13 protein-coding genes are annotated in these 12,614 nt (G+C 65.1%); 5 read left to right on the forward strand and 8 right to left on the reverse strand.

Annotated elements, in window-relative coordinates:
• The first annotated feature begins 30 nt into the window (after window positions 1–30).
• The 3 genes from HMPREF1224_RS17035 (at window position 31) to HMPREF1224_RS17045 (ending at window position 2,284) form a co-directional block, all read left to right on the forward strand.
• Complete coding sequence (locus HMPREF1224_RS17035) at window positions 31–459, forward strand: cobalamin biosynthesis protein (RefSeq protein ID WP_003113997.1); 429 nt, start codon at window positions 31–33, stop codon at window positions 457–459.
• On the forward strand, window positions 456–1,208 hold the full coding sequence (gene cobM, locus HMPREF1224_RS17040) for a precorrin-4 C(11)-methyltransferase (RefSeq protein WP_003102926.1): 753 nt from the start codon (window positions 456–458) through the stop codon (window positions 1,206–1,208). The genes HMPREF1224_RS17035 and cobM overlap by 4 nt, the downstream gene beginning before the upstream one ends.
• Window positions 1,209–1,336: 128 nt before the next feature.
• Entirely contained in the window at window positions 1,337–2,284 is a 948-nt protein-coding gene (locus tag HMPREF1224_RS17045; RefSeq protein WP_010793188.1) for an alpha/beta fold hydrolase, read from the forward strand.
• A 72-nt stretch (window positions 2,285–2,356) separates the two neighbouring features.
• Here HMPREF1224_RS17045 and fabV read toward each other — a convergent pair whose 3' ends face one another.
• The 3 genes from fabV to HMPREF1224_RS17060 all read right to left on the reverse strand — a co-directional run bounded on the left by fabV (window position 2,357) and on the right by HMPREF1224_RS17060 (window position 5,416).
• Entirely contained in the window at window positions 2,357–3,553 is a 1,197-nt protein-coding gene (gene fabV / locus HMPREF1224_RS17050; protein WP_003102929.1) for an enoyl-ACP reductase FabV, read from the reverse strand.
• Between the two features lie 184 nt (window positions 3,554–3,737).
• Complete coding sequence (locus HMPREF1224_RS17055) at window positions 3,738–4,667, reverse strand: electron transfer flavoprotein subunit alpha/FixB family protein (protein WP_003091099.1); 930 nt, start codon at window positions 4,665–4,667, stop codon at window positions 3,738–3,740.
• The gene (locus HMPREF1224_RS17060; protein ID WP_003091107.1) at window positions 4,667–5,416 is read right to left on the reverse strand and encodes an electron transfer flavoprotein subunit beta/FixA family protein; all 750 of its coding nucleotides are present in this window, start codon (window positions 5,414–5,416) and stop codon (window positions 4,667–4,669) included. Before HMPREF1224_RS17060 ends, HMPREF1224_RS17055 begins: the two co-directional genes overlap by 1 nt.
• A 320-nt stretch (window positions 5,417–5,736) precedes the next feature.
• Between HMPREF1224_RS17060 and HMPREF1224_RS17065 the strand changes: the two genes are divergently transcribed.
• Window positions 5,737–7,392 carry an electron transfer flavoprotein-ubiquinone oxidoreductase gene (locus HMPREF1224_RS17065; RefSeq protein ID WP_003102932.1) on the forward strand — a complete coding sequence of 552 codons (1,656 nt, stop codon included), beginning with the start codon at window positions 5,737–5,739 and terminating at the stop codon, window positions 7,390–7,392.
• Window positions 7,393–7,440: 48 nt separating this feature from the next.
• Here HMPREF1224_RS17065 and HMPREF1224_RS17070 read toward each other — a convergent pair whose 3' ends face one another.
• The 4 genes from HMPREF1224_RS17070 to HMPREF1224_RS17085 form a co-directional block, all read right to left on the reverse strand.
• Window positions 7,441–8,010 (reverse strand): DUF1285 domain-containing protein, encoded by a 570-nt coding sequence (locus HMPREF1224_RS17070; protein ID WP_003160628.1) that lies wholly within the window; start codon window positions 8,008–8,010, stop codon window positions 7,441–7,443.
• A complete protein-coding gene (locus HMPREF1224_RS17075) occupies window positions 8,003–8,635 on the reverse strand; it encodes a DUF4823 domain-containing protein (RefSeq protein ID WP_010793189.1) in 633 nt (210 codons plus the stop codon). The genes HMPREF1224_RS17070 and HMPREF1224_RS17075 overlap by 8 nt, the downstream gene beginning before the upstream one ends.
• A gap of 64 nt (window positions 8,636–8,699) precedes the next feature.
• Window positions 8,700–9,596 carry a radical SAM protein gene (locus HMPREF1224_RS17080; protein WP_003091113.1) on the reverse strand — a complete coding sequence of 299 codons (897 nt, stop codon included), beginning with the start codon at window positions 9,594–9,596 and terminating at the stop codon, window positions 8,700–8,702.
• A 149-nt stretch (window positions 9,597–9,745) separates the two neighbouring features.
• Window positions 9,746–10,384: a TetR/AcrR family transcriptional regulator gene (locus tag HMPREF1224_RS17085; protein ID WP_003091114.1), complete on the reverse strand. Its 639-nt coding sequence runs from the start codon at window positions 10,382–10,384 to the stop codon at window positions 9,746–9,748.
• Between the two features lie 85 nt (window positions 10,385–10,469).
• Here HMPREF1224_RS17085 and HMPREF1224_RS17090 point away from each other — a divergent pair, with 85 nt between their 5' ends.
• Window positions 10,470–11,603, forward strand: coding sequence for an aminotransferase class V-fold PLP-dependent enzyme (locus tag HMPREF1224_RS17090; protein WP_010793190.1), 1,134 nt, complete (start codon window positions 10,470–10,472; stop codon window positions 11,601–11,603).
• A 225-nt stretch (window positions 11,604–11,828) separates the two neighbouring features.
• Here the strand turns inward: HMPREF1224_RS17090 and HMPREF1224_RS17095 are convergent, their stop codons facing one another.
• Window positions 11,829–12,605: a TatD family hydrolase gene (locus HMPREF1224_RS17095; RefSeq protein WP_003091117.1), complete on the reverse strand. Its 777-nt coding sequence runs from the start codon at window positions 12,603–12,605 to the stop codon at window positions 11,829–11,831.
• Window positions 12,606–12,614 lie beyond the last annotated feature (9 nt).

Below are 12,614 nucleotides of genomic sequence, written 5' to 3' on the forward strand. Positions count from 1 at the left end.
GCCTCTCCTTCCATCTCCTCCGGTGCGCGCATGCCCCTGCCCATCCCCAGCCTGCTGATCGCCGGCATCGGCTGCCGCCGAGGCTGTAGCGCCGAGCATCTGCGCGCGCTGCTGGAGCGAACGCTGGGCGAACACGGGCGCAGCCTGGCCGAGCTGGACGCCCTCGCCAGCATCGACGGCAAACGCGACGAACCCGGCCTGCGGCAACTGGCCACGCTGCTCGAACGCCCCGTGCATTTCCTCGCACCCGCCGTCCTGCACGACTACGAGCCGCGCCTGCTCAGCCCCTCCGCCGTCGCGCTGCGCGAAACCGGCTGCTCCAGCGTCGCCGAGGCCGCCGCCCTGGCCCTGGCCGAACGCCTGGGTGGCGGTCGCGCCGATCTGCTCGGGGCGAAACGCAGCGACGATCGGGCGAGCATCGCCCTGGCACGTCTTCTCACCGAACGAGAACTCCCATGACCGTCTATTTCATCGGCGCCGGTCCCGGCGACCCCGACCTGATCACCGTCAAGGGGCAGCGCCTGATCCGCCAGTGCCCGGTGATCCTCTACGCCGGCTCGCTGGTTCCGCAAGCGCTGCTCGAGGGGCACCAGGCCGGCCAGGTGGTGAACACCGCCGAGCTGGACCTCGAACAGATCGTCGAGCTACTCGCGCAAGCCCATCGCCGCGGCCTCGACGTAGCCCGCGTGCATTCCGGCGATCCCTCCCTGTACGGCGCCATCGGCGAGCAGATCCGCCACCTGCGCGAACTCGGCATCCCCTATGAGATCGTCCCCGGGGTCACCGCCACCGCCGCCTGCGCCGCCCTGCTCGGCTGCGAGCTGACCCTGCCCGAAGTGTCCCAGACGCTGATCCTGACCCGCTACGCCGCACGCACGAAGATGCCGGAAGGCGAGAGCCTGGGCGACCTGGCGCGGCACCGGGCGACCCTGGCGATCCACCTGGGCGTCGCCCACCTGGCGAAGATCGTCGAGGAACTGCTGCCGCACTACGGCGCCGACTGCCCGGTCGCGGTGATCCACCGGGCCAGTTGGCCCGACCAGGAACAGGTTCGCGGCACCCTCGGCGACATCCTGCCCAAGGTCGCCGCCAGGAATTTCCGCCGCACCGCGCTGATCCTGGTCGGCGAGGTGCTGGCCGCCGAAGGCTTCGCCGACTCTTCGCTGTACCGCGCCGAGCATCGACATCTCTATCGACCCGGCGAATGAACCGCCGTCCTTAGGTTCGGCGCCGACCACCGGCAACACGCCTAGACTCGTCACAAGGCTTGCGACAGCGGGCCGGCACGGCTAGCGTTCAGCGCTGGCCCCTTTTTTCCTGAAGCCTTCGGACACCCATGAAACGATTCCTCCTCGGTCTGGTTCTGCTGCTGGCGGTCGCCGCCGGCGTCCTCTACTTCGTCCCGGCTACCCTCCTCGCCAGCGTACGCACCGTCGAGCGCGGTCTCGCCGGTCTCAGCGAGCACAGCGTGCAGGTCGACAACCTGGAGATCGCCTACCTGGAAGGTGGCTCGGAGAAGAACCCGACCCTGTTGCTGATCCACGGCTTCGGCGCCGACAAGGACAACTGGCTGCGCTTCGCCCGGCCGCTGACCGAGCGCTACCATGTGGTCGCCCTCGACCTGCCCGGCTTCGGCGACAGCAGCAAGCCGCAACAGACCAGCTACGACGTCGGCACCCAGGCCGAGCGAGTCGCCAATTTCGCCGCCGCCATCGGCGTGCGCCGCCTGCACCTGGCCGGCAACTCCATGGGCGGGCACATCGCCGCGCTCTACGCGGCGCGCCATCCGGAACAGGTGCTATCGCTGGCGCTGATCGACAACGCCGGGGTGATGCCGGCGCGCAAGAGCGAACTGTTCGAGGACCTGGAGCGCGGCGAGAATCCCCTGGTGGTGCGCCAGCCGGAAGACTTCCAGAAGCTGCTCGACTTCGTGTTCGTCCAGCAACCGCCGCTGCCGGCGCCGCTCAAGCGCTACCTCGGCGAACGCGCGGTAGCCGCGTCGGCGTTCAACGCGCAGATATTCGAACAACTGCGCCAGCGCTACATCCCGCTGGAGCCGGAACTGCCGAAGATCGAGGCACCGACCCTGCTGCTATGGGGCGACCGCGACCGCGTGCTGGACGTCTCCAGCATCGAGGTGATGCGTCCGCTGCTGAAGCGGCCCAGCGTGGTGATCATGGAAAACTGCGGACACGTGCCGATGGTCGAACGCCCGGAGGAAACCGCGCAGCACTACCAGGCCTTCCTCGACGGCGTACGGAACGCCCAGGTGGCCGGTCGCTGAAAACGCGAACCGGCGCCTGGGCGCCGGTTCGGGGGAGCGGGAGCCGTCGCGAGGACGGCTCGGATCCAGGCCTCAGGCCTGGATCAGGTTGGCGATCTGCACGTCCGGGTTGACGTCCTGCTCGTAGTCGACCCCAGCGACCTCGAAACCGAACAGGTTGAGGAACTCGCTCTTGTAGCCGGCGAAGTCGGTCAATTCGTAAAGGTTCTCGTTGGTTACCTTGTCCCACAGCTCCTCGACACGGGACTGCACTTCCGGCTGCAGTTCCTTGTAGTCGGCACGCAGGCGGCCTTCCTCGTCGAGGCGCGGCTCGGCGCCGTACAGGCTCTCCCGGTACAGGCCGTCGACCTGCTCGATGCAACCTTCGTGGGTACCCTGCTCCTTCATCACCTTGAACAGCAGCGACAGGTACAGCGGCATCATCGGGATCGCCGAGCTGGCCTGGGTCACCACCGCCTTGAGCACCGAGACGCGCGCGTCGCCGCCCAGCGGGGCGAGCTTGTCGCGGATACCGAGGACCTTCTGGTCGAGATCCTTCTTGGCTGCGCCGATGGAACCGTTCCAGTAGATGTCGTGGGTGATCTTCTCGCCCAGGTAGGTGAACGCGGTGGTCTTCGCGCCGTCGGCCAGCACGTCGGCCTCCAGCAGCGCGTCGATCCACATCTGCCAGTCCTCGCCGCCCATCACCGCAACGGTATCGGCGACCTCCTGGTCGCTGGCCGCCTCCAGGACCACGTCCTTGATCACTTCCTTGTCGGTGTCCAGGCCACGGAAGCTGACCGACTTGCCGATCGGCTTGAGGGTCGAGGAGAACACTTCGCCGCTCTTCGGATGGGTACGGCGCGGCGCGGCCAGGCTGTAGACCACCAGGTCGACCTTGCCGAGATCGCGCTTGATGGTCTCGATGGTCAGCCGCTTCACCTCGTCGGAGAAAGCGTCGCCATTGATGCTGCGGGCATACAGGCCTTTCTCGTGGGCGAACTTCTCGAAGGCCGCCGAGTTGTACCAGCCGGCGGTGCCCGGCTTGCTCTCGCTGCCCGGACGCTCGAAGAACACCCCGAGGGTATCGGCGCCGGAACCGAACGCGGCGGTGATGCGGGCAGCCAGGCCATAGCCGGTGGAGGAACCGATGACCAGGACCTTCTTCGGTCCGTTGACGACGGGGCCCTTGGCCTCGACGTAGTCGATCTGTTGCTTGACGTTGGCCTCGCAGCCTGCCGGATGGGTAGTGACGCAGATGAAGCCACGCACGCGCGGTTTGATGATCATGAAAACCTCGGTTGCTAGATGCCGGAAAAGCACATTCAGGAGCTAGAGACGTCGCGCATTGTAAATGAGACACCTCCGCTTGGGCGGACCGAAGGCAGGAATCGTGACCAAAGGGTCACGCGTCGCAGCCCGGACATAAAAAAACCCGCTCCGGGGAGCGGGTCTTGTCGGCTTGGAATCGGGCTCAGACGGCCTTTTCCAGCTCCGGTACGGCGTCGAACAGGTCGGCGACCAGGCCGTAGTCGGCGACCTGGAAGATCGGAGCCTCTTCGTCCTTGTTGATCGCGACGATCACCTTCGAGTCCTTCATGCCCGCCAGGTGCTGGATGGCACCGGAGATGCCCACCGCGATGTACAGCTGCGGGGCGACGATCTTGCCGGTCTGGCCGACCTGCATGTCGTTCGGCACGAAACCGGCGTCGACCGCGGCGCGGGAAGCGCCGACTGCGGCACCCAGCTTGTCGGCCAGGGCGTAGAGGATCTTGAAGTTGTCGCCGTTCTGCATGCCGCGGCCGCCGGAGACCACGATCTTGGCAGCGGTCAGTTCCGGACGGTCGGACTTGGCCAGCTCTTCGCCGACGAAGGCGGACTTGCCGGCATCGGCCGGGCCGGAAACCTGCTCGACGGCAGCCGAACCGCCTTCGGCGGCGACGGCGTCGAAGCCGGTGGTACGCACGGTGATCACCTTGACCGCAGCCGAGGACTGCACGGTAGCGATGGCGTTACCGGCGTAGATCGGACGCTTGAAGGTGTCGGGGCTGACCACTTCGACGATCTCGGAGATCTGGTCGACGTCCAGCAGCGCGGCGACGCGCGGCAGGAAGTTCTTGCCGTTGGTGGTAGCCGGGGCCAGCACGTGGCTGTAGTTCTTGCCCAGCTCGGCGATCAGCGGTGCGACGTTTTCCGGCAGTTGATGGGCGTAGGCGGCGTTGTCGGCGACCAGCACCTTGGAGACGCCCTCGACCTTGGCGGCGGCTTCGGCCACGGCGGCAACGTTCTGTCCGGCGACCAGCACGTGGATGTCGCCGCCAATGGCCTTGGCAGCGGCAACGGTGTTCAGGGTGGCAGCCGCCAGGGCCGCGTTGTTGTGCTCAGCGATAACCAGGATAGCCATTAGATTACCTTCGCCTCGTTCTTCAGTTTCTCTACCAGTTCAGCCACGGACTTGACCTTGATGCCAGCGGAGCGTGCAGCCGGCGCCTCGACCTTCAGGGTCTTCACGGTGGAAGCGGTGGAAACGCCCAGGGCGTCCGGGGTCACCACGTCCAGCGGCTTCTTCTTGGCTTTCATGATGTTCGGCAGCGACGCGTAGCGCGGCTCGTTCAGGCGCAGGTCGGTGGTGACGATGGCCGGCAGGTTCAGCGCGACGGTCTGCAGACCGCCATCGATCTCGCGGGTCACGTTGACCTTGTCGCCAGCGACCTCGACCTTGGAGGCGAAGGTGCCCTGGGCGTAGCCGGTCAGCGCGGCGAGCATCTGGCCGGTCTGGTTGTTGTCGCTGTCGATGGCCTGCTTGCCGAGGATCACCAGCTGCGGCTGCTCCTTGTCGACCACGGCCTTGAGCAGCTTGGCCACGGCCAGGGAGTTCAGCTCGTCGTTGCTCTCCACCAGGATCGCACGGTCAGCGCCCAGCGCCAGCGCGGTGCGCAGTTGCTCCTGGGCGGCGGTCGGGCCGACGGAGACAGCGACGATCTCGGTAGCCACGCCCTTCTCTTTCAGGCGCACGGCTTCTTCCACGGCGATTTCGCAGAAGGGGTTCATGGACATCTTGACGTTGGCGAGGTCGACGCCGGAGTTGTCCGCCTTGACGCGGACCTTGACGTTGTAGTCGACCACTCGTTTGACTGCTACAAGAACCTTCATGGATTCCTCGTTATTCTCCGGTGAATAAGGATGTCGCCAGACAGGCCTGGCCGGTGATGCTCGCCGGCCGGAAACCGACACTCTGCTAGACAGCGACCGCAAAACCGCCCGTATCTTGACCGGATCACCCTTTTCGGTCAATACGGCAAAAGGGTGGTTTCCCCCCCTCGAATGCCGATTCTATCAGGCTTCCAAAGAATTCAAACAAACGTTTGTATTGGACCTGCCCATGCAGCTATATATAATGCGCCCGCTCTGATCAGGGAAAGATCTCAGCCACCAATAAACAGATACCGTGAGCCTTGAGTAGGAGATCGATAGTGGAACGCGAATACATGGAATTCGACGTCGTCATCGTCGGCGCCGGCCCCGCCGGTCTGTCCGCCGCATGCCGACTGAAGCAGAAGGCCGCCGAAGCCGGTCAAGAGATCAGCGTCTGCGTGGTCGAGAAGGGTTCCGAAGTGGGCGCCCACATCCTCTCCGGCGCGGTGTTCGAGCCGCGCGCGCTGAACGAGCTGTTCCCCGACTGGAAGGAACTCGGCGCGCCGCTCAATACCCCGGTGACCGGCGACGACATCTACGTCCTGAAGAGCGCCGAGAGCGCTACCAAGGTGCCCAACTTCTTCGTGCCCAAGACCATGCACAACGAGGGCAACTATATCATCTCCCTGGGCAACCTCTGCCGCTGGCTGGCCCAGCAGGCCGAAGGACTGGGCGTGGAGATCTATCCGGGCTTCGCCGCCCAGGAAGCGCTGATCGACGAGAACGGCGTGGTCCGCGGCATCGTCACCGGCGACCTCGGCGTCGACCGCGAAGGCAACCCGAAAGAAGGCTACTACACCCCCGGCATGGAGCTGCGGGCCAAGTACACCCTGTTCGCCGAAGGCTGCCGCGGGCACATCGGCAAGCAACTGATCAAGAAATACAACCTGGACAGCGAGGCCGATGCCCAGCACTACGGTATCGGCATCAAGGAAATCTGGGACATCGACCCGTCCAAGCACAAGCCCGGCCTGGTGGTCCATACCGCCGGCTGGCCGCTGAACGACGAAAATACCGGCGGCTCGTTCCTCTACCACCTGGAGAACAACCAGGTGTTCGTCGGCCTGATCATCGACCTGTCCTACAGCAACCCGCACCTGTCGCCGTTCGACGAGTTCCAGCGCTACAAGCACCACCCGGTGGTCAAGCAGTACCTGGAAGGCGGCAAGCGCGTGGCCTACGGCGCCCGGGCCATCTGCAAGGGCGGCCTGAATTCGCTGCCGAAGATGGTCTTCCCCGGCGGCGCGCTGATCGGTTGTGACCTCGGCACCCTGAACTTCGCCAAGATCAAGGGCAGCCACACCGCGATGAAGTCCGGCATGCTCGCCGCCGACGCGATCGCCGAGGCCCTGGCCGCCGGCCGCGAAGGCGGCGACGAGCTGTCCAGCTACGTCGATGCGTTCAAGGCCAGCTGGTTGTACGACGAACTGTTCCGCAGCCGCAACTTCGGCGCGGCCATCCACAAGTTCGGCGCTATCGGCGGCGGCGCGTTCAACTTCATCGACCAGAACATCTTCGGCGGCAAGATCCCCGTCACCCTGCATGACGACAAGCCGGACTACGCCTGCCTGAAAAAGGCCAGCGAAGCGCCGAAGATCGACTACCCGAAGCCGGACGGCAAGCTCAGCTTCGACAAGCTGTCCTCGGTGTTCCTCTCCAATACCAACCACGAGGAAGACCAGCCGATCCACCTCAAGCTGGCCGATGCGAGCATTCCGATCGAGAAGAACCTGCCGCTCTACGACGAGCCGGCCCAGCGCTACTGCCCGGCAGGCGTGTACGAAGTGGTGGCCAACGACGACGGCAGCAAGCGCTTCCAGATCAACGCGCAGAACTGCGTGCACTGCAAGACCTGCGACATCAAGGACCCGGCGCAGAACATCACCTGGGTGGCGCCGGAAGGTACCGGCGGGCCGAACTACCCCAACATGTAAGGCAAACGAAAAAGGCTCCCTCGGGAGCCTTTTTTCATGCTGCGCCTGTCAGTCCGGCTGCGGGCCGATGGGAAAGAACTCGCCGTGGCTCCAGACGCCGAGCCATTCGATGCCGTCGATCCGGCGCGGCACCGCCAGCTCGACCAGCTGGTAGAACACGTTGCGATGCACCAGCGCCTCGAGGTTGTCGCGCACCCGCAGGTAGGGCGTGGGTTCCTGGCTGCGGGGGTCGATCTCGACGCGCAGCGGATGCCCGGCGTCCGCCTCGACCTCGTCCTCGACGTTGGTGGCGAAGCGCAGTACCTGCGCCCCGCCCTCGCCCTGCACCTGCAGGGTCACCGCGACGAAGGGCGCATCGTCGACGCGGATACCGACCTTTTCCACCGGAGTCACCAGGAAATAGTCGTCGCCGTCGCGGCGAATGATGCTGGAGAACAGCTTCACCATCGGCTTGCGTCCGATCGGCGTGCCCAGGTAGAACCAGGTGCCGTCGCGGGCGATGCGCATGTCGATGTCGCCGCAGAACGGCGGATTCCACAGGTGCACGGGCGGCAGGCCCTTCTTTTCGCCCCTGGGGATCTGCGCCAGCAGGTCGTTGGCCTTGCCGGTATCACTCATAGCCTGTTCCTCGACTGTTCAGGCCCAGCAATTCCTGGGCGTATTGCTCCAGCGGGGGACGCAGCAGGTCTTCCGGGGTGGCGTCGTAGAACGTCAGGAAACCGCCGCGGCTGCGGATGGTCGCGCTGTCCACCAGGAAACGGGTGCTGGTCTCGATCAGCATGACCTGGATGACACTGCGATCGCGCCCGACCCGGCCGAGTTCCTCTTCGTCTTCCCACTCCTCCCAGTTGCCGATCCTGTTGTCGCCCCGGGCGAAACGGCAGTACAGCAGGTAGTGAGCGCCGGCGGCACGCGCATCGCGCATCGCGTCGTCCAGGCCGAGCGGCGCCTTGGCGCGGCGCACCAGCGGGAAATACTCGACGAAACCTTCGAAGGCCTGCTCGGCCACCACGTTCGGCCGCGCGTACCGGTAGCCCGGCGGCACGAACGGGCCCTGGCCGATGTAGATGAAGGAGTCGGCCTGGATCCGCCGGTTGTTGCTGCGCTGGCTGGCGCTGTGATCGAGCACCCCGGCGTCGCGCAGGTAGTAGTCGGCGCCGTCGGCCAGGTCGCTGGGCTTCATGCAGGCGGACAGGCTGCCCAGGAGGAGCATCGCCAGGGCGATACGGAACAGGTGCAACATCGGTCATCTCCCCTGCCGGCGTCGGAAAACCGGCGAATGACGAGCCGATGCAGCTTCCGCGCCATCACAGGCCACGCTGCCACTCCTGGCGCAGGGCAGCGTGCTGCGGCTGCTCGATGGCCTGGCGGACCTCGGCCAGCAGGCGCGCCTTGTCGGCACCCAGTTCGCCCTTGAGCACCAGATAGTTGGAAGCGTGGTCGCTGCGAAATACCGTGTCTTCGAGCTCCAAACCCTGCAACAGGCGTTCGACCTCGACGAACAGGGCACGCCGATCCAGCGCCTCGAAATCGGCGAAGCCAGCACGGAAACGCTGCTCGCCGGTAGGGAAACTCACCACCAGGGTCGACAGGTACTCCGGCTGGGCGGCGTTCATCAGGCGCGCGGAGTTGTCCGCGTGCTGCGCGCTCAGGGTCATTCCGCCCAGACCGTTGAGGATCATCACCGAACGACTGATCCCCGCCTCGCCAAGCTTTTCCAGCGCATCCAGGGTAGAGGAATAGGTCTCGCCCTTGTTGACCCGCGCCAGCACTTCGTCGTCGCCGGACTCGGCGCCGACATAGGCCATTCGCAGCCCGGCGTCGGCCAGTTCGCGCAACTCGTCGACCGACTTCCTGCGCAGGTTGCGCGGCAGGCAGTAGCTGGATACCCGCTCCACCTCCGGCAAGTGCTCGCGAATCGCCTGCAGCACCGCGAGCAGCCGGCGGGTCGGCAATACCAGGGCGTCGCCATCGGCGAGAAACACCCGCTTGACGATCAGGCGCTCGCCGCAGCGGCGGATCTCCTCCAGTACCTCGTTCTCGTCGCGGGCGCGAAATTTCTTTTGCGGCTGGGTATACATCTCGCAAAAGCCGCATTTGTTCCAGGAACAGCCATTGGTCACCGGGAGGATCAGCGAATGCGCCTCGCTCGGGGGCCGGAACACCGGTTCGATGTAGTGGATGGGGAATTCACGGACACTCATCGGAGAACTCCTGAACGAACGTGGAGCCACCGGCGGATTCGCCGGAAATGGGCAGCCGACGTCCCGCCGGCGGATCGATGGGCGACGAGTATATCCCTGCCGGCAAAGAGTGCGCGGGGCGCAGTGACTGCGTCCCGGCACCACAGGTATCAGGCGCTGGGAGCGTCGCCTTCGCGCTTGCGCTTGTTGCCCATGCGCACGCCGATATCCATCAGGAAGTGGAAGAAACCTTCCTGGTCTTCCAGCACCTCGCGCCAGAACGGCGAGTGGTACAGCGCCACGGCGCCATGCACCAACGCCCAGGCAGCGCAATAATGGAAGTACGGCGGAACGTTCTCCAGCTTGCCGTCGGCGATACGCTCCTTGATCAGTTGGGTCAGGCGTTCGAAGTTGGAGGCGCGGATCTTGTGCAGCTCCTCGACCATCTCCGGCACCTGGCTGGTCTTCACCACCTTCTCTTCCAGGCGGTCGAACAGGCGGTAGCGCTGCGGATCGCGCATGCGGAACTCGAAGTAGGCACGCGACAGGGCTTCCTTGTCGCGGGCTACGTCTTCGGAATGGAACAGGGCGGCGAGATCGCGCTCGTAGTCCAGCATCAGGCGCAGGTAGATCTCCGCCTTGGACTTGAAGTGCTTGTAGATCGTGCCTTTGCCGATGCCGACGGCATCCGCGATCATCTCGACCGTTACGCTGTCTTCCCCCTGTTCGAGGAACAGCTTGAGGGCGGTATCGAGAATCTCCTGTTCACGGCGACGAAATTCACGAACTTTGCGAGGCTCTTTCTGCATAAAAAGACTGTCAGGTCAAAATGAGTCAAAAATCGAAGCCGCGTATTATGCCTATTCAGCACGAAAATGCACGGAACATCCGACGATGAATTGTTACCAGGACGAATTCGACCAGACCAACGGTCTGCGCTACCTCAACCACGCAGCGGTCGCACCCTGGCCTAGACGCGCCGCCGACGCGGTGAGCGCCTTCGCCCGGGAGAACGTCGCCCACGGCGCCAACGACTATCCGGAATGGCTGAAGATAGAACATCGCCTGCGCGAGCGCCTTGCCCGACTGCTCAATGCGCGCGCCGGCAGCGACCTCGCCCTGGTCAAGAACACCTCCGAGGCGCTTTCCTTCGTAGCCTTCGGCCTGGATTGGCGAGAGGGCGACCAGGTCGTCATCGGCAACGAGGAGTTCCCCTCCAATAGAGTGGTCTGGGAAGCCTTGCGCCCGCGCGGCGTCGAAGTGGTCGAGGTCGGTCTCGCCGGCGACGATCCCGAGAGCGCCCTGCTCGCCGCCTGCGGCCCGCGCACCCGCCTGCTGTCGATCAGCGCGGTGCAGTACGCCAGCGGCCTGCGCCTTGACCTGGAGCGCATCGGCGCGGGATGTCGCCGCCGCGGGGTGCTGTTCTGCATCGACGCGATCCAGCAGCTCGGCGCCCTGCCCTTCGACGTACAGACCTACGATTGTGCCTTCGCCATGGCCGATGGGCACAAGTGGATGCTCGGCCCCGAAGGGCTGGGCGTCTTCTATTGCCATCCCGAGCAGCGCGAGCGCCTGGCGCTGCACGAATATGGCTGGCACATGCTGGAACATGCCCTCGATTACGAGCGTCGCGACTGGCGGCCGGCGCGCAGCGCCCGGCGCTTCGAATGCGGCAGCCCGAACATGCTCGGCGCGATGGCCCTGGAGGCCAGCCTGGGGCTGTTGGAGGAGGTCGGCATGGAGCGGGTCGGCAGAGACATCGCCGAGCGCGTCCAGTGGCTACAGGACGGTCTGTCGGGAATTCCCGGGGTACGCCTGCACAGCCCGCGGAACCCGAGCCGACGCGCGGGCATCCTGACCTTCAGCCTGGACGGCCAGGACAATCGGACACTCTTCGAAACGCTTCGCCAGGAACGGGTCATTTGCGCCCAGCGTGGCGGAGGTATCCGTTTTTCCCCGCACTTCTACACGAGTTCGACGGTGATCGACGATACCCTGGCGATCTTGCGCCAGATCGCAGGCACCTAGGTACTCAAGGACCGCAAGGGTATTCCAAATCTGTTTAAAAAACCGCCAGCCCTGTCTGGACGCCCCACGAACATGACCAATACTGAAAGGTACTGGCGCGCGGTATCTCCCCCCAAGTACCCAGCCAGTGAAGGTACCGAGGAATGCGTACCTTTGTTCCACTCCTAATGGTCTTGACCCGGATTCATCCCCCAGAACCCGGGTTTTTTTTATCCGTGCGCCGGCCTAGCGGGCCAACGGAAACAGCCGATGGAAATTGGCGGTAGTCTGCTCCGCCAGGGTTTCCAGGCTGACGCCACGCAACGTCGCGAGGAATTCGGCGACATCGCGCACGTATTCCGGCAGGTTCGGCTTGCCGCGATGGGGAATCGGCGCCAGGTAGGGCGAGTCGGTCTCCACCAACAGCCGGTCGGCCGGTACCTGGCGAGCCACCTCGCGCAGGGCATCGGCATTGCGGAAGGTGACGATGCCGGACAGGGAAATGTAGAAGCCCAGGTCCAGCGCCGATCGCGCCATTTCCCAGTCCTCGGTGAAGCAATGCAGCACGCCGGCCTGCGGCAACGCCGCCTCGCGCAGCAGCGCCAGCGTGTCGGCGCGCGCCTCGCGGGTGTGCACGATCACTGGCTTGGCGGTGATCCGCGCGGCTTCCAGGTGCAGGCGAAACGCCTCCTGTTGCAACTCGGCGGCTTCCGGTTCGTAGTGGTAGTCGAGGCCGGTCTCGCCGATCGCCACCACCCGCGGATGCGCCAGTTCGCCCAGCAGCCAGTCCAGCGCTGGCGCGCTTCCGGGCTCCAGGTCCAGCGGGTGCACGCCCACCGAACAGTGCACGTCGGCATAGCGCTCGGCCAGGGCCTTCACCGCCTGGGCATTGTCGGCGCTGACGCCGATGCAGAGGAATTGACCGACGCCACGCGCTCGCGCGGCATCCAGCGCCGCATCGAGCGAGCCGCCATGGGCGGCCAGGTCGAGGCGATCGAGGTGGCAGTGGGAATCGACCAGCATGATCCTGTC

The sequence above is a fragment of the Pseudomonas sp. P179 genome (genome assembly GCF_000478485.2).
GTDB lineage: Bacteria > Pseudomonadota > Gammaproteobacteria > Pseudomonadales > Pseudomonadaceae > Pseudomonas > Pseudomonas aeruginosa.